General features: G+C 40.6%; 24 protein-coding genes. 7 read left to right on the forward strand and 17 right to left on the reverse strand.

Going from position 1 to position 26611, the window contains the following annotated elements; genetic code table 11:
* The first annotated feature begins 68 nt into the window (after positions 1-68).
* Positions 69-1343, forward strand: coding sequence for a replication-associated recombination protein A (locus ACX0HA_RS03835; protein ID WP_458843942.1), 1275 nt, complete (start codon positions 69-71; stop codon positions 1341-1343).
* 90 nt (positions 1344-1433) lie between these two features.
* On the opposite strand, the gene ACX0HA_RS03840 is transcribed toward ACX0HA_RS03835, so the two are convergent.
* The 7 genes from ACX0HA_RS03840 to radC form a co-directional block, all read right to left on the reverse strand.
* A complete protein-coding gene (locus ACX0HA_RS03840) occupies positions 1434-2153 on the reverse strand; it encodes a hypothetical protein (RefSeq protein WP_458843943.1) in 720 nt (239 codons plus the stop codon).
* Between the two features lie 5 nt (positions 2154-2158).
* Entirely contained in the window at positions 2159-2848 is a 690-nt protein-coding gene (locus tag ACX0HA_RS03845) for a YjjG family noncanonical pyrimidine nucleotidase (protein WP_458843944.1), read from the reverse strand.
* A complete protein-coding gene (locus ACX0HA_RS03850; protein ID WP_458843945.1) occupies positions 2848-3345 on the reverse strand; it encodes a hypothetical protein in 498 nt (165 codons plus the stop codon). Before ACX0HA_RS03850 ends, ACX0HA_RS03845 begins: the two co-directional genes overlap by 1 nt.
* Positions 3338-4648: an ABC transporter permease gene (locus ACX0HA_RS03855; RefSeq protein WP_458843946.1), complete on the reverse strand. Its 1311-nt coding sequence runs from the start codon at positions 4646-4648 to the stop codon at positions 3338-3340. Before ACX0HA_RS03855 ends, ACX0HA_RS03850 begins: the two co-directional genes overlap by 8 nt.
* Positions 4648-5274, reverse strand: coding sequence for an ABC transporter ATP-binding protein (locus tag ACX0HA_RS03860; protein WP_458843947.1), 627 nt, complete (start codon positions 5272-5274; stop codon positions 4648-4650). Before ACX0HA_RS03860 ends, ACX0HA_RS03855 begins: the two co-directional genes overlap by 1 nt.
* A gap of 64 nt (positions 5275-5338) precedes the next feature.
* Entirely contained in the window at positions 5339-5737 is a 399-nt protein-coding gene (locus tag ACX0HA_RS03865) for a hypothetical protein (RefSeq protein WP_458843948.1), read from the reverse strand.
* 72 nt (positions 5738-5809) lie between these two features.
* On the reverse strand, positions 5810-6508 hold the full coding sequence (gene radC / locus ACX0HA_RS03870) for a RadC family protein (protein WP_458843949.1): 699 nt from the start codon (positions 6506-6508) through the stop codon (positions 5810-5812).
* A gap of 96 nt (positions 6509-6604) precedes the next feature.
* Between radC and ACX0HA_RS03875 the strand changes: the two genes are divergently transcribed.
* Complete coding sequence (locus ACX0HA_RS03875; protein WP_458843950.1) at positions 6605-7210, forward strand: DUF1287 domain-containing protein; 606 nt, start codon at positions 6605-6607, stop codon at positions 7208-7210.
* 23 nt (positions 7211-7233) lie between these two features.
* Here ACX0HA_RS03875 and ACX0HA_RS03880 read toward each other — a convergent pair whose 3' ends face one another.
* From ACX0HA_RS03880 to obgE, 5 genes are all read right to left on the reverse strand, one after another.
* Positions 7234-7833 (reverse strand): hypothetical protein, encoded by a 600-nt coding sequence (locus tag ACX0HA_RS03880; RefSeq protein ID WP_458843951.1) that lies wholly within the window; start codon positions 7831-7833, stop codon positions 7234-7236.
* Positions 7834-8404: 571 nt separating this feature from the next.
* Positions 8405-9763, reverse strand: a complete 1359-nt coding sequence (locus tag ACX0HA_RS03885) for a UDP-N-acetylmuramate--L-alanine ligase (protein WP_458843952.1) — start codon at positions 9761-9763, stop codon at positions 8405-8407.
* Positions 9764-9882: 119 nt separating this feature from the next.
* Entirely contained in the window at positions 9883-12027 is a 2145-nt protein-coding gene (locus ACX0HA_RS03890; protein WP_458843953.1) for a S46 family peptidase, read from the reverse strand.
* A gap of 202 nt (positions 12028-12229) precedes the next feature.
* Positions 12230-14239 carry an LTA synthase family protein gene (locus ACX0HA_RS03895; RefSeq protein WP_458843954.1) on the reverse strand — a complete coding sequence of 670 codons (2010 nt, stop codon included), beginning with the start codon at positions 14237-14239 and terminating at the stop codon, positions 12230-12232.
* A gap of 196 nt (positions 14240-14435) precedes the next feature.
* Positions 14436-15437, reverse strand: coding sequence for a GTPase ObgE (obgE, locus tag ACX0HA_RS03900; protein ID WP_458843955.1), 1002 nt, complete (start codon positions 15435-15437; stop codon positions 14436-14438).
* A gap of 142 nt (positions 15438-15579) precedes the next feature.
* Between obgE and ACX0HA_RS03905 the strand changes: the two genes are divergently transcribed.
* Entirely contained in the window at positions 15580-16323 is a 744-nt protein-coding gene (locus ACX0HA_RS03905; protein ID WP_458843956.1) for an MBL fold metallo-hydrolase, read from the forward strand.
* A gap of 54 nt (positions 16324-16377) precedes the next feature.
* Here ACX0HA_RS03905 and ACX0HA_RS03910 read toward each other — a convergent pair whose 3' ends face one another.
* Genes ACX0HA_RS03910 through hpt form a run of 3 tightly spaced genes read right to left on the reverse strand, consistent with a single transcriptional unit; the run spans position 16378 to position 18795 of the window.
* Positions 16378-17655 carry a hemolysin family protein gene (locus tag ACX0HA_RS03910; protein WP_458843957.1) on the reverse strand — a complete coding sequence of 426 codons (1278 nt, stop codon included), beginning with the start codon at positions 17653-17655 and terminating at the stop codon, positions 16378-16380.
* A gap of 15 nt (positions 17656-17670) precedes the next feature.
* Positions 17671-18243, reverse strand: coding sequence for an adenylate kinase (locus tag ACX0HA_RS03915; protein ID WP_458843958.1), 573 nt, complete (start codon positions 18241-18243; stop codon positions 17671-17673).
* A 21-nt stretch (positions 18244-18264) separates the two neighbouring features.
* Positions 18265-18795 carry a hypoxanthine phosphoribosyltransferase gene (hpt, locus tag ACX0HA_RS03920; protein WP_458843959.1) on the reverse strand — a complete coding sequence of 177 codons (531 nt, stop codon included), beginning with the start codon at positions 18793-18795 and terminating at the stop codon, positions 18265-18267.
* A gap of 183 nt (positions 18796-18978) precedes the next feature.
* On the opposite strand from hpt, the gene ACX0HA_RS03925 reads away from it, so the two are divergent.
* Both ACX0HA_RS03925 and ACX0HA_RS03930 read left to right on the forward strand, forming a co-directional pair.
* On the forward strand, positions 18979-20256 hold the full coding sequence (locus tag ACX0HA_RS03925; protein ID WP_458843960.1) for a PQQ-dependent sugar dehydrogenase: 1278 nt from the start codon (positions 18979-18981) through the stop codon (positions 20254-20256).
* Between the two features lie 71 nt (positions 20257-20327).
* The gene (locus ACX0HA_RS03930) at positions 20328-22499 is read left to right on the forward strand and encodes a TonB-dependent receptor (RefSeq protein WP_458843961.1); all 2172 of its coding nucleotides are present in this window, start codon (positions 20328-20330) and stop codon (positions 22497-22499) included.
* Here ACX0HA_RS03930 and ACX0HA_RS03935 read toward each other — a convergent pair.
* Complete coding sequence (locus tag ACX0HA_RS03935; protein ID WP_458843962.1) at positions 22496-23110, reverse strand: acyloxyacyl hydrolase; 615 nt, start codon at positions 23108-23110, stop codon at positions 22496-22498. The two genes, ACX0HA_RS03930 and ACX0HA_RS03935, sit on opposite strands and share 4 nt — an antisense overlap.
* A 346-nt stretch (positions 23111-23456) precedes the next feature.
* Here ACX0HA_RS03935 and ACX0HA_RS03940 point away from each other — a divergent pair, with 346 nt between their 5' ends.
* Positions 23457-24005 carry a hypothetical protein gene (locus tag ACX0HA_RS03940; protein ID WP_458843963.1) on the forward strand — a complete coding sequence of 183 codons (549 nt, stop codon included), beginning with the start codon at positions 23457-23459 and terminating at the stop codon, positions 24003-24005.
* A gap of 22 nt (positions 24006-24027) precedes the next feature.
* The gene (locus ACX0HA_RS03945) at positions 24028-25266 is read left to right on the forward strand and encodes a cation:dicarboxylate symporter family transporter (protein WP_458843964.1); all 1239 of its coding nucleotides are present in this window, start codon (positions 24028-24030) and stop codon (positions 25264-25266) included.
* A gap of 32 nt (positions 25267-25298) precedes the next feature.
* Here ACX0HA_RS03945 and ACX0HA_RS03950 read toward each other — a convergent pair whose 3' ends face one another.
* Positions 25299-26582, reverse strand: a complete 1284-nt coding sequence (locus tag ACX0HA_RS03950) for an MFS transporter (RefSeq protein ID WP_458843965.1) — start codon at positions 26580-26582, stop codon at positions 25299-25301.
* Positions 26583-26611 lie beyond the last annotated feature (29 nt).

The following is a 26611-nucleotide window of genomic DNA, read 5'->3' on the forward strand; positions in this document are numbered from 1 at the left end:
TTAATATCTAAATACAAACTTGTATTAATGTACTTTGCCCCATTCCGATAAATGATTAATTTTACCTCATGGAAGCACCTTTGGCAGAACGCATACGACCGCAGCATTTATCAGAATACATAAGCCAGCAACATCTTGTAGGGCCTAACGGTTCACTTACGCATCAGATTGCAAGGGGCATAATTCCATCATTAATATTATGGGGGCCTCCGGGCACAGGAAAAACAACCCTTGCCCAAATCATGGCGCAGGAAAGCAACCGCCCTTTTTACATATTAAGTGCCATTAATGCCGGCGTAAAAGATGTGCGCGAAGTAATTGACAAGGCCAAACAAAGCGGAGGCCTTTTTACAGCTAAAAATCCTATTCTTTTTATAGACGAGATTCACCGTTTCAGTAAATCACAGCAGGATTCACTTTTAGCAGCCGTTGAAAAAGGCTGGGTAACACTAATAGGGGCAACTACTGAAAATCCGAGTTTTGAAGTTATACCCGCATTATTATCCCGATGCCAGGTATATGTATTGAATGCTTTTACTAAAGAAGACCTGGAAGCACTGCTTCACAGGGCGATGGGAGCAGATGCTTACCTGAAAACTAAAGACATTAACCTGAAAGAAACGGAAGCTTTACTACGCCTTTCCGGTGGAGATGGGAGAAAGCTGCTTAATATCTTTGAGTTAGTAATCAATGCATCAGATGGTGACACTGTTGAGATTACCAATGAAAGGGTAATGCAGCTTGCACAGAAAAATACCGTTCTTTATGACAAAACCGGTGAGCAGCATTATGACATTATATCTGCTTTTATAAAATCAATGCGTGGAAGCGACCCTAACGGAGCCGTGTATTGGCTTGCACGAATGATTGAAGGTGGAGAAGACCTTAAATTTATAGCGAGACGCATGCTCATATTGGCTTCAGAGGATATTGGCAACGCTAATCCTACCGCACTTATAATGGCCAACAATACTTTTCAGGCAGTTGCTACAATAGGCTATCCCGAATCAAGAATACTGCTTAGCCAGTGTGCTATTTACCTGGCCACTTCCCCTAAGAGCAATGCCAGCTATATGGCAATAGGTAAAGCACAGCAAATAGTGAAGCAAACAGGCGATTTACCGGTTCCTATCCATTTGCGCAATGCACCTACAAAATTAATGAAAGAGTTAGGATACGGAGAGGAATATAAATATTCTCACGATTATGACAATAATTTTGCCGACCAGGAATTCCTTCCTGATGAGATTAAAAACACTGCCTTTTATGATCCGGGAAATAATTCCAGGGAAAATTCAACGCGCGAATTTTTAAGGAACCGCTGGAAAAAGTATGGGTATTAAGCGGCAAAGTTTCAAAGATACAGAGTAGCTAAGTCAAAAAACTTTGAAACTTTGAAACTTTGAAACTTTGAAACTTTGAAACTTTGAAACTTAAAATTTAATATTCAACTTTTCAGAGATAAGCTTATCGTTTAGGTAGTATTCAAAAACCCAATCATTTCCTTTTTTAAACACAACCCCGTTCTTAGTATCAGAAACAGCTGTGAATGAATCCTGCTGTGATGTTTTATAAATCTTAAGAATAACTTTAGGCGTATTATCTACTAATTGATAACCATTGGCTATTGGCTGGGCAAAAAGCTGATTTTCATTATTAACAATTGTTGGAGCTACTGCCTGTTGTGTCGAAGGTATTATAACGGCTGCCTTAACAGGTGTATCTTTACCAGCATACTTATAATTCAATTGCCCTATTGACTGAGAAGCCTCACGAAGCGCTTCATAATAGGCCTTTTGATAAGACTTTTGCTTACTTTTCCCTTCAATAGAAGTAAAAACTGTTTTGCCGCTACAATCTTTAAGTGTAATAGTAAGTGCTGTACTTAGCAGGCCTCCTTTTTCATCAACATTTGCATAGAGGGCTTTACAACGGTCAAGCGCCAGTTCATCCGGCATCTTTTGCGTCGGATAAAAAACCTGCCATCCTTGTTTTTCAAAAATCGTTTTTGTCAGGACATTAAGATTGTATTCATTTGCCTCCTTAAGCCAGGTAAATCTTTCAGGCACGACGACATACTTATAATCGTTTACACTTTGCGCAAATGCAAAACCGGAAAACAGAACAGCTAAAAATAATAAAGTCTTTTTCATAGTAATTATAAGATGTTTTTTAAATCAATAAGGTGATATACCTGTTGTATTTCAGGGCGGGCTTCACTACGGTGTTCGTTAAAAAAAATAGCGTCAAGCCCACAATCGATGGCACCCTGAACATCGGCTTCAATACAATCACCTATCATAACACTGCTGGCCTTATCAGCTTTTGCTGCTTTTAAAGCATATTCAAAAATACCGGCATGCGGCTTTTTGCAGCCTGCCAGCTCCGAATTTGTGATCGTATCAAAGTAATGCCCAATATTGGCATTCTTTAGTTTGCGCTCCTGCACTTCATCAGGCCCGTTAGTTATGATATGCAGGCTGTATTTTGGTCTCAGGTATTCAAGTATTTCAACAGCTCCATCAAACAAGTAGTTGTTTTCAGGCAACAGCCTGATATATTCTTCAGATACAGTATGAAGGAGTTCGTCAGCTATATTAAAGTTGAGCTTCGAGAATGTGTCTTTTAAGCGACCATAACGCAATTCCTGTTGTGTGATATCACCATCGCGGTATAGCTTCCAATAGCTTGCGTTTATGGGAGAATAGTAAGTATTGAACTCCTCGTGAGAAACACCAATACTGTATTTCTCTATGATGAACTGAAATGCAAGTGCCGAATTTTTCTCGAAATCCCAAAGTGTATGGTCGAGGTCAAAAAAAATGGCTTTCTTATCCGTTAATCGCATTAGTTCCCTTTTGTAATAACAGCATTTTCAATATGGTAAATCCAGTCGTCTACATCGGCATCATTGTACCTGAATGTTCCCTGAAGGGTAACATATTGGTCGGTTTTCAGCTTCATATTTGGGCTCTTGAATTTAATTCCCATGATAGTCTCAGGCCCGGCCTGTCCACAAAAAAAACATGATGCAAAAACATTTTTGCTCAGGGCATAGTTCTTATTATCGATAGGGATAATAAAACCACTCATGGTTATCGTTTTTTTGTTCTTAGCCTTAAGGGTAGAATTAACCACAGGATACATTACCCCTTCAGGATAATCTTTACTTGGCTTTTTAAGGTATTTGATCTGGGCAAGTAATTTCCAGGTAAGCGTATCTGAAACTGCTGTATAAGAAGCTATACCCCCTTTTTTTAATTCATTAGTATCAGAAGGTGTGCCAAGCGACATTAAAACAAACCCTGTAACAACAAGGGCTAAAAATAAATAGGTCTTACGCATTTGCAAGAGTTTTTGAAATATTTAAACTATATGCTTTCACGGCAGGAATAACCGCTGCCAAAATCCCTACAAAGATAGTGAGCAGGAACAAATATCCTTCTTTTTCCCATACAAACTCAAAAGGATTGAATGACATTTTAAATTCATCCTCCGATGAACCCGATATGAACAGCAATGCTATTCTACCAACAATCGTTCCAAACACAAAGCCTGTAACGCATAAAAGAAGGCTTTCTATCAAAACCAGTGAAAGTAATTGTAAACGGCTTGCTCCATTAACGCGCAACAAGGCAAATTCGTATTTTCTTTCCTTCAACGTATTAAATAAAGCAATAAAAATACTGATACCGGATATTGCCATTATACCCATTGCCAGATATTTTAATGCATCAAGCCCAATCCCAAACAATGTAAACAGACGGTTTATTTCTATAGCCGGCGAAGCAGCCTGCATTTTAGTATTCTGCGCAATAATTCTTGGCCATGTAACTATACCCATCTTACTCCTGAATTTAACTAAGACAGCGGTAATTTCTTTACCCTCTTCACTTACAGGAGCAGCTTCTTCATGTTGATGGTCGTGAGCTTCTTCGGCATGGGCATCATGGTCGTGGTCGTGATCGTGGTCGTGAGCCTCTGCTACAGCCTCATGCGCATGATCATGTTCTTCTTCAGTTCCTTCCTCGTGTCCGTGATCATGCATTGCCCATACACTCTGAATATTACAGAGTATGAGATTATCTACAACCTTATCGGTTTTTGAAGCTATCCCGGTCACTATATAAGCCTGGTGATCGTGTACTTCGCCTTCTTCGGCATCACCATGTGAACCAAAGAATTTATCTCCTACTTTAAGTCCCATTTTTTGGGCTATCGAATTACCGATTACAACTTCAAAGTTCTTATCAAAAACCTTCCCATTAGTTACCGCTGCACCATATTTGGTAAGATATTCGGGCGTTGTCCCAACGATTCGGAATCCTCTGTAATTATCTCCAAAAGCCAAAGGAATAGCTGACTGCACGAACGGGTGCTTCATCCATTTTTTTGCTTCAGTATAATCAATATTACCCGTAGGGGCATCAACCTGATATACCGAAGAAAGTATAAGTTGCAACGGACTTCCCTGAGCACCAAGAACAACATCTATATTATCGATATTATCACTGAATTTTTTTTCGAATTGCCCCTGCAGCAGAATTAGCAGGGTTATAATAGCAACACTGGCAGTTAATAGTATTATACTGAGCAATGTGTTTAATGGCTTGAACCAAATATTTTTCCAGGCAATTTTAGTGATCATTATAAAGAGATTTGGTTAGGGAAACGGTCTTTCAGCCTTTGGTCGTGGGTTACGATTACCAATGCAGTGCCATATTGCTTCGCCAACTGAGAAAGCATATCGGCAACTTTAAATGCATTCTCATCGTCAAGGCTTGAAGTAGGCTCGTCGGCCAATAAAAGCTTTGGCTCATTGATAAGCGCACGGGCGATAGACACTCTTTGCTGTTGCCCTATACTTAACTGCGATGGCAGTTTATAAAGATGGTCTTTTAGATCAAGCTGTTCCAATAATTGCTTTGCTTTATCGGTAGCATGCTTACCTGTAGCCAGCCATGAAGCCAGCACCACGTTTTCAAGCACATTAAGTGATGCCACAAAATAAGATTGTTGCAATACCAAACCAATGTTTTTACCCCTGAATTGGTCCAGCTGCTTTTCCGAAAGCCTGGCTATATTGGTATCTTCTATAATGATTTCACCACTTTGAGGACGCTGCAGTCCTCCTAAAAGGTGCAATAGTGTAGTTTTTCCTTTTCCCGATCCTCCTGTTATCAGAAGGCTCTCCCCTCTTGAGGTGGCAATATCCGGGAAACTAAAATCAGTTTCCCTGCCATAAGAAAAGCGTATATTTTTTGTACTTATCATGTCAATGTGTAATTGACCTGCAATTTAGGGAAAATACAATGATAAAAAAACTGTATAGCAGGCATTATGCCTCTACACTCCGCTTATTTTTCATTTCAAAAACAATGATGCTTTGCAGCATTCCTTTTTCTTTATCATCCTTTTCGAAAGCACGTTCTAAAAGAAGTTCATCATCGTGCAGTGCGTTAAGGCATCGGGAGTAAATAGCACTTCTGCTCTTTAGATCGTTCATAGTCAGGTCAAGACGAATTTCTACAACAGAACGATGTATAAGGGGATCTTTGATATATACTTTAGCATGCTCCCTGTCATAATTTTCAGTGAGATTAAAATCAACCAATTCAAACTGATGACTTTCAAGTTTTCGAAGAACCATACCCGGCACTTCCTTATCCCTTATATTGGGTTCATCAGGAAGATCGAACTCACCATCAAATTTAAAGGTCATAGTGTAGTTATGCATAGCTTTTTTATTTAAAATTAAAGCATATACTACAATCCTGTAAATTAATTAACATAACGATAGGAAAGGTTTTTACAAAATCCCATCATCGGCAAAACTAAGATATCCTTGCTCTGTCACAATCACATGATCCAGCACATTGATACTCAGCGCCTGGCCTGCAGTCTTAAGCTGACGGGTGATTTGTTTATCGGGTTCACTGGCCTGCAAAATTCCGGAAGGATGATTATGAACCAGTATTATCCCTGTGGCATTTTGTTCTAATGCTGTCTTAAATACAATACGCACATCAACCACTGTACCGGTAATCCCTCCTTTACTTAACTGCGACTTATAAGTGACTTTATTAGAATTATTAAGGTACAATACCCAAAATTCCTCGTGTGGCAATTCGCCTATTATGGGTTGCATTATCTCAAAAACGGCACGACTGGAGGTAATACGCTTTAAATCGACACTTGCCTCGTCGCGTCTTCTGCGACCCAATTCCATCGCAGCGGCAATGGTTATGGCTTTGGCCTCGCCAATCCCTTTAAATCCCATTAGCTGTTGCAGGCTTTGCTTACCCAATGCATTCAGGTTGTTATCTACACTGGCTAAAATGCGTTTACTCAGTTCGACAGCGCTTTCGTTTCGGCTGCCCGAACCTATAAGTATCGCTATAAGCTCGGCATCGCTCAGTGCGGCCTTGCCTTTAAGCATCATTTTTTCACGTGGCTGATCGTCTTCTGCCCAATATTTAATCGAAAAATTGCCTGTAGATTCTTCCATATAGTAAGTGAGTATACCACTAATGTACAGAAAATGGAGATTGAAAAATATACTATATGGGATAATTCTTTCGTTTTAATAGCAAACCATCTAACTATGAAACATTTACTATTATTTCTTTTACTGGGATGCACCAACGCTGCCACACCCTATATTGCAGGCACTAAGCCCGCTAAAGCAAAGGATTTCTACGAAAAACTATCCGACGCGGCAATTTCTCTTACCAAAGACCAAATTGAATATGACCCTACTTATTTCACCATAGCCTATCCCAATGGTGATGTCCCTAAAGGCAAAGGTGTATGTACTGATGTCGTAATAAGGGCTTATCGAAAAATGGCCATTGACCTGCAAAAAGAGGTACATGAAGACATGAAGAAAAATTTTACCAAATATCCTAAAGCCTGGGGGCTAAAAACTACCGACTCTAATATTGACCACAGGCGCGTTCCTAATCTGGAAACCTTTTTTGGTCGTTTTGGAGAAACGCTCCCCGTTACTAACAATGCATCGGACTATAAACCCGGCGATGTTGTAAGCTGGATATTGCCAAGCGGCAGGCATACGCATATTGGGTTAGTGGTAAATAAAAAAGCACCATCAGGACGCTATATGATAGTTCATAATATCGGTTCAGGACAGATGATGGAAGATGTACTTTTTGAGTATGAAATAAGGAAACACTATCGATATAAAAAGTAAAAAGGCGCCAATGGCGCCTTTTATTATTTCAAATCATGAGAGACCAACTTCCATTCCAGAAAGCCCGTGCCGCTTATGTACCTATATTTCTTTATTACAAAGCCAATCCCTTTAGAATACGAATCAATAACTGATTCTCCTTCCGGCAAGTTGTATTGAGGTGAAGGTATGAAATAACCTGAATAAGGAAACATGTCGTAACTTTTACCTTCAACAATGACCGTAACCATATCCTTTAAAGCATAATTTATAGTTCCTAAATCATTATTAAAATTTAAAGGCCGGCTATCAGTAAAACCTTTATCGGTTCCTGGGTGGACAACGCGCCCTGAAGATTTCACCAAATGACCAGCTCCATCAACTCTCAAAGATGCATCATCAAACATATCATTAGTATGCGTATGTTTGAAATATTCTTTACCCTCAATAATTTCTGTTCCTACAATCTTTACCGTATCAGTTTCCCCTTTATAATTTTCTCCACTATTATTTACATAATACTTTTTATACACCCACTGGTTACCTACTTTCAGGTTAAAGAATTCTTCTTTGTTTTTGTCATCGTCATTAGAGCATGACATAACTAAAAAGGCCAAGGCCAAAACTGTTCCGATTTTTTTCATGGTGATTGATTTTAAGTTGTAATACTACAACTACAAATCACACACACTATTGTACTGCAAAATCCATTATTTTATTGTACAAAAAAAAATACCGGGCCGCCTTATTACTTGCTAAACCTAAAAATTAGAATCCTAAAGAAAAACTACTATTGTCTATAAAAAACTTCAAAATCTAAATGGCGAACCCGGTACTTTCTTAATACTACTCTTAATTAATTTCCGGCAACATTAATACATTTTTTAATGGGATTAGCACATCAGAGCCTAAACACATATGACAAAAAAGTGACTACAAATGGTTTTTTGGTGACATACCATTCTTAAACAATTAAAAAACAACAAATTATAACCACACCCAATATACATTTCTCCATGAGCTATTAGAGAGGTTTTTAAGGATTTTGCCACACAGAAAATAGGTTAGTTTCATATTGAGACTATATAGCCCTTTATAAAATCTTACGATAAATCGTATGTAGCACCAGATATAGGTAAACAATAAGCCTGTTATCCATTCAACAAAAAAACCTGAAGAGTTTACTTCAGGTTTTTTTCATATTATTCAAAGCTTTTAGATAAGGTTTTTAACTTCGTCAAAGTTGAGCCCTCCGTAGTTGCCGGAGCTCATCAGTAGCAGCGCAACCCCTTCGGTACCGTATTTAAGTTCGTACAGGTATTCTTTAAACGCTGCCGGGTTTGTGTAAATAATCAGGTCTTCACGATTAAAGGCTTTGGCAATCTGCTCATAAGTCACCTCTTCAAGCTGCTTTATCTTAACCGCGTCGGGAGAATAAAATACCACAGCAACATCGGCATTATCGAGAGCTCCTTCATATTCTTTAAGGAACTCTGCGTTCAGGCTGCTGTAGGTATGGAGCTCCAGACATGCAATAAGCGTTTTATCAGGGTACTGCTCTTTTACCGCTTTGGTAGTTGCCGCCACCTTACTTGGCGAATGCGCAAAATCTTTATAAGCAACATTCTTCCCGTTTTCTGCAATCTTCTCCAGACGTTTGCTTGCTCCTTTAAAGCTTGCAATGGCTTCGTAGAAATCAGCTTCATCTACACCCATGTTCTGGCAGATCCATTTAGCACCGGCAAGGTTGTTCAGGTTGTGTGCACCAAAAACCTCAATTGGCATTGGGCCTTCGGGAGTTTCTAATAATGTAACACCATTTTGTACAGTGTACTCTGGTGTATGATATGCAAGCTTACGAATAGGATTCGTAGCCTCTTCGGCTACACGTTTTACCTCGGGGTCATTCTCGTTGTAAACCAAAATACCACCATTGGTTATTTTCTCAATAAATATTTTAAACTGGTCAACGTAGTTTTCATACGTAGGGAACACATTGATATGATCCCACGCGATACCGCTTATAAGGGCAATATTTGGCTGATACAGATGGAATTTCGGCCTGCGATCCATAGGAGATGACAGGTACTCATCACCCTCAAGAACGATAAAGTCATTTTCTTCGGTAAGGTGCACCATGGTATCAAAACCTTCAAGTTGAGCGCCTACCATATAATCTACTTCGATGTTATTGTAATGCATAACATGCAGGATCATACTTGTAATAGTCGTCTTACCGTGTGATCCACCTATAACAACACGGGTCTTGTTTTTAGACTGCTCATATAAGAATTCAGGGTATGAATATATTTTCAATCCAAGTTCTTGTGCTTTGAGCAATTCAGGATTATCAGCTTTGGCATGCATGCCAAGGATTATAGCTTCGATATCGGCGGTTATCTTTTCCGGGAACCAACCCATTTCTGCCGGAAGAAGACCTTTTTTTTCCAGGCGTGAACGCGAAGGCTCAAAAATGGCATCGTCGCTGCCTGTTACCTGATATCCTTTTGAGTGAAGTGCCAGTGCCAGATTGTGCATGGCAGCACCGCCTATTGCTATAAAGTGTGTACGCATTATCTAATTTTCTTAAGACTTCAAATGTAGCCAAAATAGCAGAATTATAGAGCCGTAAAACAAAAAAATCCGTTCCTCTTTCGGGGAACGGATTTTTCAATATGAATGTAATTATATAATTATTTCACGATTGTCATCTCGTCAACAATGTGTTTTGCATTTGAGTATCTGTCGATAACCCAAAGCACATAACGGATGTCAACGTTGATAGTTCTCTGAAGGTCTTTATCAAAGATAACGTCACCGGCCATAGCCTCGATGTTACCGTCGAATGCAAGACCAATAAGCTCACCTTTACCGTTAAGTACCGGAGAACCTGAGTTACCACCTGTAATATCGTTATCCGTAAGGAAGTTTACCGGCATGTAACCTGCTTTGTCAGCATACTGACCGAAGTCTTTTTTCTCATAAAGCTCAAGAAGCCTTTTTGGAAGGTCGAACTCCTCATCATTCGGTTTGTATTTTGCTACTTCACCCTGCATAGTAGTGTAGTAGTTTTTCTTAGCGTCGTTTCTCTTATCAGCAGGAAGCGAACGTACTTTACCATACGTTAAACGTAGCGTACTGTTAGCATCCGGGTAGTATTTAGCTTTTGGATTAGCTTCTCTCATACCTTCTACAAGAAGACGGAATGATTTAGAGAAATCAGCATCAAGTTTTTGCTGCTCTTCCGATTTAGCCCTGTATTTAGTCATCAGGTCAGCTGAAAGAACATAAAGCGGATCGTTTTTAAGCGTTTCAGCGCTAGGGTTTGCCATCCATGCTTCAAGTTTTTCTTTAGAAGCGAAGATACTTTTATCAAATGCATTGTTTACATAAGACGTATAGTTGTAATTGTTCTCTTTGCCAATTTTAGCAACAAGCGGAGCAATTTCGTATCCTGTAGATTTTGTAGCATAAAGGTTAAGCTGTGCAGCAAGCACATCTCTTTCGATAGGCTCATACATAGTACCGTAAACCTCTTCGATATAAGCATCAAGATCAGCTTTCATTGCAGTTCTGCCTTCCGCGTTAGCGTTAGCATACTGCTCAAGGCCACGGCCTAAGCTGAATGGCGTTGCAGCAAAAGCACTTGTTCTAAGCATACCTACAAGGTAGTTGTCATGACGTGCTTTTTCGTTAGTTTTAGAATAGAAGTTGTTTATCGTAGCGATAACCTCTCCAAACTTCGCTTTATTCTCAGGCTTGTTAGCCCATTTGTTGAAGTCAGCTTCAGCCTTAGCTTTAGTTGCAGCAGTTTTATGTTTTGTAAGCGCGTCGATCATACCCTGGCGGTTTTTCCAGTAATTAGCAACCTGCGCATATTTAGACGCATAGTTAAGGCGTACTTTGTCGCTCTTATCCATGTGTACTTTCATTTTGTCCATACCAAGTTTAGACGACTCAACCCATGCCGGGTAAGCGAACTTAACATTCTGCTCGATACCACCTGCCGGCATCCAACGGTTAGTACGGCCTGGGTAGCCCAGGATCATTGCAAAGTCATTCTCCTGAACACCTTTTAAGCTTACCGGAAGGTAGTGCTTCGGTTTTAGAGGAACGTTTTTCTCAGAGTACTCAGCCGGGTTACCGTTAGCATCTGCATATACACGGAACATAGAGAAGTCACCTGTATGACGAGGCCATTCCCAGTTGTCAGTATCTCCACCAAATTTACCAATGCTCTCAGGAGGCGTACCTACAAGGCGAACATCGTTATAATCCTGGTAAACGAAATAGTAAAACTCATTACCCTGGAAGAAAGGACGAACAGAAACTACATATTTACCATTCTCGCTGTTTTCTTTTTCGATAGCTGCGCTTTCCTGCTGGATAGCTTTTTCTCTTTCAGCTTCAGTCATGTTTGGGTTAAGTTTCCCTAATATCCTTTTTGTAGCATCGTCCATTCTTACGAAGAAACGAACAGAAAGGCTTTTTGGCTTAAGCTCACCTGCGTGGTTCGCTGCCCAGAAACCATTTTTAAGCCAGTTAGCTTCAGGAGTAGAAAGTTCAGCGATCGCCTCATAACCACAGTGGTGGTTAGTAAGTACAAGACCGTCTTTAGAGATGATCTCAGCTGTACAGCCTCCGTTAAACTGAACGATAGCGTCTTTTAAGCTGTGGTTGTTAATGCTGTAGATCTCTTCAGTGGTTAACTGAAGTCCCATTTTTTGCATATCCCTGTGATTAAGGCGCTCAATGAACATCAAAAACCACATTCCCTCGTCAGCTCTCATTGGCAGAACCATAAGCGACATGGTAAGGAATAAAATAATTTTTTTCATTTGTTGTGGATAAAGTTAATAGTCGTTAGCTAATAGTCACCATAATATTATTTTTGTTACAGTGAACCACTAACTATTTTTAAATTATGTGGTGCGAAGATACCTTTTTTTGAGAATTTGGTAAAATTATAGGGCCTTAAAAGCTATCCATTGCATTCAAATCATTCGTAAAACAAAAGAAGATGCACATGGCATCTTCTCGTTATCTTCTCTTCTCCACCATCGCCAGCCTGTTCTTTTTATCCGGTTGCGGCAGGTAGTCGCGTTTGTTGATGTGATTGTAATATTCCTGAATGAATGCCTTGAATTTTCTTATGGTCTCTTCATCCTGTTTTGTTTTGTTTTTGATGAGATTGTTATTACCAAGCCCGTCCCTTCTGTAATCGATCTTAGACACTACATCTTTCTCGTTGAACATGTAATAGTAATCATCGGTAATACAATTAAACGCACCGTTTGAAACATTTATCACAAAATGATCTTTGACCGCCGCAGGATCAAAATGATCTTTACCAAAAGCAAAGTATGGCTTCTCATAGTTCAGCATACCCAAAACGGTAGGCATGATATCGATATGCTGCATTACCCTGTCATCTTTAGCATGCATTTTACTGCCCGGCTTAAAGAAAAATATCGGAATGGTATAATTATGCGGTGCCTTGTTGAATTTCGCATTATCAGCTCCTGACGAATGATCGGCTGTGATGATGAATAGCGTATTCTTGTACCAAGCTTCTTTCTCTATGCTTTTAAAGAATTCCCCAAGCGCATAATCAGAATATTTAATAGCACGGTGTATCGGCATTGTTCCTTCACTGAACTGCTTTGGCAATCCTGGAGGTATCGCATAAGGATGGTGCGAAGACAGCGTAAAGAATGTCGCAAAGAAAGGCTTTTCACTATTACCCATCTTGTTGAGCTTTTTATGTACAAATGGCATGAACTTATGATCCCATATCCCCCATTTGCCATCAAAATCGGCAGTCCCGTTTTCTTCTTCATATTCCTCACGTGAATAGAAGTTCTTTATGCCCGTATTTTTCCCGAATGATACAAATCCCATCGACTCCTTTACCGCTCCATGAAAGAATGCCGTCTGGTAGCCCATCTCGTTCATGCAGGCCGGCATCGCATAATAGGGTGCAACCGAATTAGGCAGCGACAGAAAATGCTCCTTAAAGGTGGGTATCGATGCCCATATTGCCGGAAGTGCATCTACCGAGCGGTAACCGTTCTGGTGTCCGTTGGTAAAAAGATAGCCTTCCTGAAAAAGTGAATCCAAAAATGGTGTGTTGCTTTCCTGTTCCGGCTTGAACTGGTCAGACAGGCTTTTTATATGCGCCTTCCCAAAACTTTCGAGTATGATCACAAACACATTGGTCTTTCTGTCAATATCAAACACTTCCGATATTTCAGGATCATGCGTTGTAGGATATATATTTTCTGCAATCTCATCGTCAAAATATTTTGGAGACTGCACATCTTTCGATTTCCCCATTGTCCTTATAAGGCAGAATGGGTTACTCAAAACGAAAGAAGTATGCGTAGAATTATCCGTATACAAAAATGCATCGTTCATTCCTATAGGGAATGAGGCCGCAGAAAACGTAGCGCCTCTCACAAAGAAAATCACGACGATAGCCATTATTGCAAAATAGCCGCTGTTTACAGCATAATAGCGTTTTTTGCTCTGAGGTTTTTCAGTCACTTCCTGCTTTCCTTCGCATGAACATTTATAGCTTTGGTATAAGATCACCATCAATAAGATGTAAAAAACAAAGCCATACCAGTAATCCACAACAAAGTCGGCCAGCAATGGCACAAAAGCATCTTCTCCCAACAGGAAGAAATCACCCAGCACTATTCTTGCCTGTTTGAACGGGTAATAAAAAATATCGGCAACATTAATAAGCAGTCCAAGGCCATTGGTAATCATAAAAACCCAGAACATTGCTTTTTGATAAGCTTTCTTTTCCCTGAAGTGAAACGGGATAAGCGACATCACCATGAAGAGCAGGTTGATATAGATAATGGAAACTGTATCGAACATCAGGCTTCCACGCAACAAACTCAAAATATTGTTTCCCTGAATAGGGTCAATAACATCGTTGTTAAAGTACAAAAAGGCTAGGCGGCACAACATGAACACGACATATACCACAAAAAGCCTCAGCGATAAAACAGTCAGACTGTTTTTATAGTTGAATTTCATATAGTTTTTGTAACCAAATAGTTATGGGATGGTTAACCCAATTTTTATTCGGTGCAAATATATGGCTTTTTATTAAAATTATGTTAACAAAAGAGAATATTTAAACAAATGTTTAATTTTTTACTCCTTGATTACCAGATAAAAAAGCAACAAAAAAGCCGGTCATTAACCGGCTTTAAAAAAACTATATTATTTTTTAATTGTTCAGCATCTGCCAAAGCTTGTCTTTGAGCTCAGTCAATCCCTGTTGAGCAACAGATGATATGAACATATAAGGTATATCTTTAAATTCTTTATCCAGTGCCTGCTTCATTTCAGCTTTAAGCTCATCATCAAGCATATCGCTTTTAGAAACCACGATCAGCCTGTCCTTGTCAAGCATTTCAGGATTATACCTTCTAAGCTCATCCAGCAAAATCTCATATTCTTTTTTAATATCTTCCGCATCTGCCGGAACTAAAAATAACAATGTAGAGTTACGCTCAATATGTCTTAAAAAATAATGCCCCAATCCTTTACCTTCCGCAGCACCTTCAATAATACCCGGAATATCGGCAATTACGAACGACTGAAAATCCCTATAGGCAACAATACCTAAATTAGGCTTAAGAGTCGTAAAAGGATAATCGGCAATCTTTGGCTTCGCAGAAGTAAGCACCGATAGCAATGTCGATTTTCCCGCATTGGGGAAACCTACAAGGCCAACATCGGCAAGAACTTTAAGCTCAAGAATGATATCGCGCTCTTCGGCAGGCATACCCGGCTGGGAATACCTTGGCGTCTGGTTGGTTGAGCTACGGAAATGCCAGTTACCCAAGCCACCTTTACCGCCACGGGCTACAATTTGTTTTTCACCCTCTTCGGTAATTTCAAAAAGTATTTCGTTGGTTTCTTTATCACGCACAACAGTTCCTAAAGGAACATCAATATACCTGTCTTCACCATCAGCACCAGTACTTCTTGCACTACCACCATCGCCACCATGCGTACCTTTAATATGTCTTGCAAACTTCAGGTGATATAAAGTCCACAGGCTTTTGTTACCCACAAGGTACACGTGTCCGCCACGGCCACCGTCACCACCATCGGGGCCACCTTTTTCAATAAACTTTTCCCTGTGCAGGTGAGTAGACCCCTTACCTCCCTTACCGGAAGACACATATATCTTTACGTAATCTACAAAATTCCCTTCTGTCATGCTTTCCGATTAAATATTATCGTTCTGTGGTTGTGGGTGCAAAAGTAAGCTATTTTTATGAATTTGCCTATTGCAGCTCATTTAGCCCAAAGTACAGGAGAATACAGCTTCATTTAGTAACTTTACAGCAAATAATTGCAACATGAAAATCATACCGCTCAACGAGGGCATATTTACAGTTACCAAAACCAAGATATTTACCGAAATACAAAGGGATGAAGTCGCTACAGCCGACCCATCACTGCTAAAAATGTCCGTATGCCCTTTCCTGATCATCCTTCCTGACGACATACTGCTACTCGATGCCGGGTCAGGATTTGCAAAAGACGGCAAACAGGTACTATTGCAGCGTATTGAAGAAGCAGGCTATACTCCCGACCAAATTACAAAAGTACTGTTATCCCATCTTCACAAAGACCATATTGAAAGTTTAGGATATGACACGGGCAACGGATTCGTTCAGAATTTCCCCAATGCTAAAATATATTACCAGCAACGCGAACTGGATTATGCGCTTCAGCAGACAGAGAGCTATTCTTTTAACCAGGACTATTTAGAAACATTTGCCGACTTGCCCAATCTTATCGCCATGAATGACGATAAAGGCACGATAGGCAATTATGTAACCTACGAAGTTACCGGAGGCCACTCGCCTTTTCATCAGGTATTTTGGATAAAAGAGGACAACACTACCGCTTTTTACGGTGCCGATAACCTTCCTCAAAAAAGTTACCTTAAATTCCACATCGCTTATAAGTCTGACGACGACGGCAAAAAAGCCATGGAACTGCGACAGGTTTGGGAAAAACAGGCTAAAGAAGAAAACTGGATCGTGCTTTTTTACCATGATTTCAAGAACAATGCAATTAGCCTGAATGAACTATAGAAATAAAAAAAGCCGGATAAATTATCCGGCTTTTTTGTTTTATAATCGAAAAGTCTACTCTTTGAGAGACCTTACTTTTACTTTATCAATCTTCACACCATCCATTTTTACAACTTCAAGTTCAAAGAGATTCCATGCCAGTTTTTCACCTTGTTTCGGTATATATGATAGTTCGGTCATTACAAGTCCGCTTACGGTCGTCACCTCATAATCATTGGTAAGATCATCAAGGTCAAAATAAGTAAGGAAGTCATGCAACGGATAGTGTCCGTCAACCAGCCATGTCCCATCTTCATTGGCCACAAGCCTGAACTCATCTTCATAAAAATCAGAGGCATCGCCTACAAGCGCTTCAAGTATATCGTTTAGCGTAATCAATCCCTGAAACACACCATATTCATCGGTAACCAATGCATAGTGTACTTTGGTCTTTTTGAATATCTCCAGTGCTTTATATGCCGATGTATGTTCTATTAAATAAACAGGTTCTTTTACGATTTCTTTCAGGCTGAAAGCAGGTGTGCCATAGGTCGCAAAAATATCCTTTAGCAGCACTACCCCTATTACATCGTCAAGATTAGCCCCGTCAATAACAGGATATACCGAATGCAATTCGTCAAGCATTATCTCACGAACCTTTTCATTGTTAGCATCGGTAGACAGGTAGGCAACAGATTTGCGGTGTGTCATCAGTGAGTTTACCTTACGGTCACCAATATGGAACACACGCTCCATGATATCGTGTTCGATTTCCTGAACTTCTCCTCCTTCGGTACCTTCTTTAATGATAGCCTTTATCTCTTCTTCCGTTACTTTTCCGTCAGCCGTTGGGCGAATACTGAATACTTTCAGCAGGAAATCGGTTGAAGAGGTAAGCAACCATATAAAAGGTGCCGTGATTATTGAGATGTATTTCATCGGTATCGCTACCGCTTTTGCAATAGATTCAGGGTAATTAAGCCCTATCCTTTTCGGAAGGAGTTCACCCAATACCAGTGAGAAAAACGTTAGTATTACTACGACAACACCTACAGATATATTTGCAGAATATGGTTTTAGAACCTCAAAGCCCTCAATGAAGATCTTAACATCATCGGTTACTTTATCTCCTGAGTAAATACCTGTCAGGATACCAATAAGCGTTATGCCTATCTGTACCGTAGAAAGGAATTTGTTTGGCGAATTTGCCAGGTCAAGGGCAGCCTGCGCACTTGCATTGCCTTTTTTTGCGGCAGATTCAAGGCGATTTTTCCTTGCTGATATCAATGCTATCTCAGACATGGAGAAAACACCGTTTAAAATAATCAGGAATAATATTATGGCTATTTCCAAGCGTTTTGTTTTAAATTATAGCGTATCTATAACCGCGCTTAATCGGTTTGTAATATCAGATATCTCGCCTATACCGTTTACTGCGTGAAATTTACCCTGAGCATCGTAATACTCAATAAGCGGAGCGGTTTTCTCATTGTATTCCTGGTAACGGTTGCGAATAAGTGCTTCGTCCTGATCATCGGCACGGCCGCTGGTTTTTCCTCTTTCAAGAAGACGGGCAACAAGCACCTCATCGTCTGCCTCAAGAGCGATTGTAGCAGTAACGCCCCATCCTTTTGTTTTCAGGAATTCATCCAGTGCATCTGCCTGCTCTGTAGTACGCGGGAAACCATCAAAAAGAAAACCTTTAGTATCAGTATTCTTTTCGATTTCGTCCTGTAGCATTTTTATAGTCAGTGCATCAGGAACAAGCTCACCTTTGTTAATATAAGATTTAGCTTCAAGCCCAAGAGCCGTTTCATTTTTAATGTTGTAACGGAAGATATCGCCGGTAGAGATATGCGTAAGGTTGTATTTAGTTTTTAAGAACTCTGCCTGTGTGCCTTTTCCTGCACCCGGCTTTCCGAATAGTACAATATTGATCATTTTTATATTTGGGTTGTTATTTTATTCATGTAACTGGTACACCTCAGGCAGGTTACGACCTAATTCGTCATAATCCAGGCCATAGCCTACAATAAATTTATCGGGTATCTCAAAGCCTATGTAATCCAGTGCGATATCCTGCTTATAAGCTTCGGGCTTAAAGAATAACGTAGCTATCTTTAACTGTTTCAGGTTATGCCCGTCAAATATCTTTTTAAGCTCTGCAACAGTATTTCCTGTATCAACAATATCTTCTATCACCACCACGCTTCTGCCTTCAAGGCTTTTGTTAAGCCCAATAAGCTGCTTAACTGAATGTGTACTCGCGGTACCTTCATAAGAAGATAACTTTACAAAGCTGATCTCACAGGGCTGTGAATATTTTTTTACAAAGTCAGACACTACCATGAAAGATCCGTTAAGAACCCCTATGAATACAGGGATCTCGCCTTTGAAATCTTCTTCGGCCTGGCGGGCCATTCTTGTTATCACTGCATCGATATCGTCTGCAGTTATAAAAGGGACAAAATGTTTATCGTGAAGCTGTATCACTGGTTTTTCTTACGTTTTAGTTTTTAAATAAGATGCAAATATACTAATTACCAAGCACCTCCTTACAGGAAGCACCTCATTTTGCGATTTTTTTATGAGTGTTAAATTACATTTAATACTCAAGGCTTTAGGATTCCAAATAATTAAATTCGGTAAAAGAAAAACATCGAATTACTAAAAATCATGAAAAGAACCGTTATTACCCTGTCGTTTCTAGGACTCCTGCTTATGGGCTCCTGCAAAAAAGAACCCTCGAAAGAAGAAAAACAAGAAGCCCGCTCCGAAGGCAGCACAACCGTAAAAACTGCCATTGGCGACCTTACCCTTCCTGCCCCGTTTATGAGTGAATCCGTTACTAAACGCAACGGAATGAAAGACTGGCCTGAAGGACAGACTCCTAAAGCGCCTTCAGGATTTACCGTCACCAAATTTGCAGGCGACCTCAAGAATCCCCGTAATACCTATATTGCTCCAAATGGAGATATTTTTGTAGCAGAGTCTGCAACATCAGGCAGCGCCGATCAAATAACCGTTTTTAGGGACAATGATAAAGATGGTACTTTTGAGACCCGTGCCATTTTTGCCGAAAAGCTCAATCAGCCGTACGGTATGCTTGTCCTCAAAGATTATTTTTACATAGCCAATACCGATGGGCTATACCGTTATCCGTATAAGGCAGGTGAATTAGCATTATTCACAGAAAAAGGCAAAAAAATAGTTGAGCTCCCTGCCGGCGGCTATAACAACCACTGGACACGCAACCTCCTAGCAAATGCCGATGGATCTAAGATATACATATCGGTAGGATCGGCAAGTAATGTGGCCGAGCATGGTATTGACACCGAATTTCGCCGTGCCAATATACTTGAGATTAACCCTGACGGAAGCGGCGAACGCATTTACGCAAGCGGACTCAGAAATCCTGTAGGCATGGACTGGAACCCTGCAAACAAGGAACTATGGACTGCCGTGAATGAGCGCGACGAACTGGGCGACGACCTTGTGCCCGATTACATAACAAGTGTAAAAGAAGGCGGCTTCTACGGATGGCCCTACTCCTACTACGGCCAGATAGAAGACCCCCGAATGAAAGGCCAGGGCAAAGACCTTATTGCCAAAGCCATTGTGCCTGATGTTCCTGTTGGTAACCATACCGCTTCTCTCGGGCTTACCTTTTATAACAAAGACGCTTTCCCCGAACAATATCGAAACGGGGCATTCGTAGGGCAACATGGCTCATGGAACAGATCAGTACTAACAGGCTACAAAGTAATTTTCGTTCCGTTTAAGAATGGCAAACCCTCGAGCCCTCCGCAGGATTTCCTTACAGGTTTTATTGCCGATGAGAAAAAAGCACAGGCCTACGGCCGCCCGGTAGATGTAACCGTTATGAATGACGGCTCTCTTTTGGTCAATGACGACAGCGGCAACACCCTTTGGAGAGTTTCTGTAAATAAATAACATCTATAGCTATTAATTCCTGCAGCCAAAAGCTGCAGGTTTTTTAATTTAGTAGCTTCAAAACAACATCAATGCAAAAACTTCTACTTTTTGTTATTCTTATATTTTTTTCGACGAAAGTCTTTGCACAGGATACAATCCCCCGCAAAAAAGAAATACCAATAACGACAAAAATAAAAACACGTCAGGACAGTATTGTAAAAACAAGAAATACAATAACCGACACTACTCCCGGAATAAAAATAGATAATACGCTCAATGAAGTCATAATTAGCAACTACCACATCAATGATAGCCTGCTAAATGCTCCGGCATCCATTGGAGTACTTTCATCGGCGCAATTGCAACGCAGTAATAATATAGATATTTCAGCTTCCCTCAATACCCTTTCAGGAGTGTATATGCAATCAGGCGGACTGAACACCAACAGGATCTCAATTCGCGGTATTGGAGCCAGGACTCCTTACGGAACCAATAAAATAAGGGCATTTTATGGCAGCATCCCACTGACATCGGGCGACAGCGAAACGACCATAGAAGATATTGATGTAGAAATCATAAGTCAGGCGGAGGTTATCAAAGGGCCACTCTCCAGTTTGTATGGCGCCGGACTTGGCGGAGCCATACTGCTTACCTCAAAACAGGCAGCTTATCATGGCAGCCGTGCGGCTATAAGCACAACCATCGGTTCGTTCGGGCTAAACAAAAACACCATAAGTTACGGACTTGACACTAAAAACGGCAGCCTTAACCTCAGCTACCATAAAATGGAAACTGATGGCTGGCGGGATAACAGTGCCTATAACCGTGAAGGAGTTACCCTCGCCGGAGAACTTTTTCGCAAACAAAACAGCAAGCTTACTTATTTTGGCAATTACACTTATATGAAAGCCTATATTCCCAGCTCTGTAAATAAGGAGACTTTTAACAATAATCCAAAGGCTGCAGCACCTACATGGGCAGCATCAAAAGGTTATGAGCAGTATGATGCTTATTTGGCAGGACTGGCCTATGACTGGAAAGTAGCGGACTGGCTAAAGAATTCAACATCTGCTTTTATCAATGCAAAAGACAGTTACGAGCCAAGGCCTTTTGACATACTTACACAAAACAATATGGCCTGGGGTGGGCGAACGCAGTTTTATGGCGAAGCGAAAATCGGGAATATCAAAACCGAATTTATTGCCGGGCTTGAATATTTTAATGATGGTTATGAAGGTGGCACTTATGAAAACCTGTATCAGGACAATAATGGCAACGGTACGCTCGAAGGAACGCAATTGACGGGCAGCGAACAGCGACGTGATTTCATTAATGCTTTTGCCCAGCTAAGACTGCAGCTTTCCCGAAAGTTTGAAGTACAGGCAGGTATAAATTACAACAAAACCCAATTTGAACTGGACAATACCTATCCCGCTGCAAACATTTCTTCTGAAAAGTATAGCTACGACGGCATTTGGTCGCCACAAATATCACTCCTTTTTAAACCATCAGGCCTACAAACTATTTATGCATCCCTAAGTCGTGGTTTTTCATTGCCTTCTATTGAAGAAACACTTACTGCCGACGGAACCATTAACCCAAACATAAAACCTGAGAACGGTTATAATTTTGAAGTGGGCGGCAAGTTTTACTTTCTTGAAAGAAACCTGTATGTTGAGATTTCATTATACCACATGCAGATCAACGACCTGCTGGTAGCCCAACGTGTAGGCGATGACCAATATATAGGTGTGAATGCAGGAGAAACATTACACCAGGGTGTTGAGGCCAGCATCAGTTACAATTGGAATATAGACAAAAACGTTACTATTAAACCTTATGTAACGGCATCTATAGGCAAGTATGAATTTAAGGAATTTTTAAACAACGGTATTGATTATTCAGGCAACGCGTTGACCGGCGTTCCTGCTAATAAGGCCAACGCAGGCATACAATTAGAGACCTGTGGCTTTTATATTTCTTCCGACTTTTATTATGTCGACACCATCCCGATGAACGATGCCAATACAGCATTTGCAGATAGCTACACGCTACTGAATGCAAAAGCAGGATACCGTTTCGAACTCTTTAAAGGAATGACTGCACATCTTTCGACAGGTGTGAACAATATTGCCAACACTCATTATGCAAGTATGGTGCTGGTAAACGCAGTAGGAATCAACGGAGGCGCACCCCGATATTATTATCCTGGCCTGCCTGTCAACTATTATGGAAATATAGGCTTTAGCTATAGCTTTTAAAGCGCTACAATTACCCCGAACTGTATGTTCTTGGTATTGAATCCTGCGTTTGAATTTTGCAACCCGGCATTAGAGGTATGCCTTACATTAGGGCGGAGATCGAAAGCTATCTTTCCAAATTTATAGGTGGCACCTATTGCAAAGACATCACAAAAGGCAAAACCTTTGGTTAATCGTTCCGTTTCTGTATCGGTTATCATTGGACCTACATTACCCATTGCATACATGCTGAAATCTTTGGTAATATTGTAGCGGGCAAAGAAAGCGACATTCAATATATATTCACGAATATCTTTCAATGCCATGTAGTCTTCCCTTTTTTCTTCAGCATTAGGATCATCTGGGTGTACGAAGTAATAATTCTTCAGCCTGTGGCGGGCAAAATTCACTTCGGGTTGCAATGCCACAACAAACTCCCATCGTTTACCGGGATTAAGCGAATAATATACCTGTCCCTGTATATAGCTGTTGGTATATGTATAATCGGTATTATTGAATTCGCTACCGTTACCGTAGGCAAGGCCCACAGAAAATCTTGAAGGTTTTTCGGCATCCTGCGCAAGAAGCGCAGTAGAACAAAGCAGCAATAAAAGAAAAAAATTACGAAACATTTTTTGTTAAAATTGGTTGCGCAAATATACCCATTTTAACATATATGCAAATTATATCGTTCTTTTTAATAAAAAATCCAAGATGTCACATTCTTGATACCCAATGTCACACTTTATCTGCATTCAAACTGTCGCATCATGATAGGCTTTTAAGATATTTGTCAATGTAATTACAAAGTATAAGGTTTAGAGTAATCAGGCAAAAAGGCGATCAGGATTGAAACCCTCATAATTTGTTAGGTTAATAATGAGATTCAGGCTATAAACTACTAAGATTGGTCACTTTGATAAAACGGGGCGTATGCCCCGTTTTATTTTTGTATTTTTCAAAACTAAAACAAACGTTTTGAATTCAGCCTTTTACAATCAGATAGCCAATAGCACCGCCCATCGTCCCATAAGGGATTTATTATCGGATATGGTTTTAAATGACAAAACCCTGTTACGTGATTTACTGGATGTGGCTTTTGATGTCAAAGACAAAAATCACCACAAGGCGTGCTGGATACTTGAACTGGTATTAGAAGCAAAGATTGAATGGCTTGCTCCTTACCTCAATGCTTTTTGCAATGCATTGCCTCACTTTACTAATGAGAGTGCTATGCGGCCAATTTCAAAGACCTGCCAGTTTGCACTGGAATATACACAGCAGCATCCGGATTTTCTAACCATCACTCATAAAGAGCAGATCACCGAAGCCTGTTTTGACTGGCTGATCAAACCCGAAACTAAAGTAGCGACCAAGGCATATTCCATGCGTACCCTTTTTCTGTTAGGCAAAAAAGAAGATTGGATCTATCCTGAACTTATACGTATCTTATCTGAAGATGCTGCGAAACATACCGCAGCCTATAAGGCAGCCGCCAAAGAAATCCTGAGGCGAATCAATAAATGATTGTTTTTATTATCTTCGGCAGATGAAAGAGTTCCCAAAAGAAACTATTGAAACAAAGCAGACCTTTCTTTACAGAATAGTGACCAACCTTACCTTTTGGGTACTGATCGCTATTGTATGCGGCATACTGCTTGGACATTTTTATCCGGCAAATGCCGTAGAGATGAAATTTATTGGCGACTGGTTTATCAAGATCATCAAACTATTTATAGCACCTATTATTTTCCTTACCATAGTGCTTGGCATTAGTGGCATGGGCGACCTGAAGAAGGTGGGCAGGATAGGCCTGAAATCACTTATCTATTTTGAGATCGTTACCACTTTTGCCCTAGCCATTGGTGTAGCAGTTGCCTATATCATAGAACCCGGAAAGATTGACAAAACCGGCCTAAACGTTGAAGATGCAAGTAAATACACTTCGGGCACGAATAACTTTAGTTGGTGGCAGTTCTTTCTGGACAATTTAACCCTGCAGGTGCTATTAGCCGCTATTGTTGTTGGCATTGTACTGAATTACAGCAAAAAAAGGGAGCAGGCAGTATCCGGCCTTTATATATGTTCAGAGTATGTATTCAAAGCCCTGAAAATCGTTATGTACCTGGCACCATTAGGCGCTTTTGGCGGGATGGCTTATACTGTTGGGAAGTTTGGGCTGCATACGCTTATTCCGCTCGGCAAGCTCATGCTCACCGTATATGTGACCATGGCTATTTTTATTTTTGTGATACTTGGCGCTATCATGCGTTACTACAAGCTCAGCATACTTGAATTCATAAAATACATCAAAGCCGAACTGCTCATTGTACTTGGCACCTCATCATCAGAAGCTGCACTGCCCAACCTTATGGAAAAGCTCGAAAAAATGGGCTGCAGTAAGTCGGTTGTGGGTTTAGTCGTACCAACAGGCTATTCGTTTAACCTCGATGGAACTTCTATTTATTTATCAATGTCAGTTATCTTTCTTGCACAGTTGTATAATGTACACCTGAGCTTTGAAGAGATACTCACCATTATTGGCCTGCTCATGATAACCTCTAAAGGAGCGGCAGGTGTTACCGGAAGCGGTTTTATTGTATTAGCCTCTACCCTGACGGCAATTCATAGGATACCGTTAGAAGGACTTGCCTTTTTGCTTGGAGTTGATAAATTTATGAGTGAGGCGCGAGCCCTGACTAATTTTATAGGTAACGGAGTGGCAACGATTGTTATCTCTAAATCGGAAGGAGAATTTGTAGATGAAGATAACCCGAGGATTGATTAGTAAACAGTGATTAACTGCCTACTGAACACTGATTACTCTTTCTTCTCTTCTTCATCAAAGCCAAACTTCCTCAATTGAGGCGCACTGAAGAACGTAATGGCTATTACCCCCAACGTTATACATCCTCCTGTTACAACTGCCCTGACCGTGCCCAGCCAGTGTGCCATGACACCGCTTTCGAAATCACCCAATTCATTAGACGAACTTACAAATATGGTATTTACGGAGGCAACACGCCCACGCATTTCATCAGGAGTAACCAGTTGTAGTATTGTACTTCGAATGACTACACTCACAGCATCGAACATACCCGAAAACAGCAGGAAAGCAAAAGAAAGCATAAAATTGGTTGAAAGTCCAAAGCCAATGATACAAAGTGCAAATCCGGTCACGGCAATAAATAATTTACGCCCAGGATAGGTTCGTAATGGCAGGAATGCCAATATGCCCAAAGTAAGCATTGCTCCAACACCCGGCGCCGAACGCAGCAACCCGAAACCTACCTCATCTACATGCAATATTTCTTTTTGATACACCGGTAGTAACGCTACCGCCCCACCAAATAATACCGAGAACATATCGAGCAGCTGCGCACCAAGGAGTGCAGGTGTTCTTATTACAAAACGTATGCCTTGCGTAAGGCTTTGCAGCATCGGCTCTTTCTCTTTTTTAAGGATAGGTTTTGTCTTTATGGAAAGAATTGGAAATAGTAAAGCCAATAAGATGATCACAACGGTAAACATTCCCGAAAGTACGCCATCTAAAGCTATGGCAAGACCTGCTGCCAAAGGCCCTATCATAGAGCCCGTTTGCCAGGCCATACTGCCCCAGCTTGTGGCATTGGCAAAATGCTTTCGCGGAACGATAAGCCCAAACAATGAAAACACTGATGGCCCCATGAAAGAGCGAATGATCCCTCCACAAAAGACAAGGAAATAAATACAGTATAATGTCGTGTTGACACCTAATTCATTTAACGAGAAAGGGGTGGTAAGCGTAAAAAGGCATACTGCAAGCAGCACATAGGAACTGATGCAGAAGAGCACCATCTTTCGCTTTTCATTAAGATCAACATAATGACCTGCAAACAGCGAACAGCCTATAGCAGGAATAACCTCGGCAAGGCCTACAAAACCAAGAGCCAGTTTGTCGTTAGTAATATGATATACCCAATAGTAAATTATGGTTATCTGCATATTGAGGGCAAAAATGAGCCCGAAACGTATACTTAAGAACGACTGGAATTCTTTTATTTTCAGCGATGGGTTCTTTACCCAAAATCCGGTTGCTGATTCCTCAGGCAATTCATTTTCCAATGTAATGTATGCTATTAGTTATTCGATTA

This window comes from Flavobacterium hauense, from assembly GCF_054457175.1.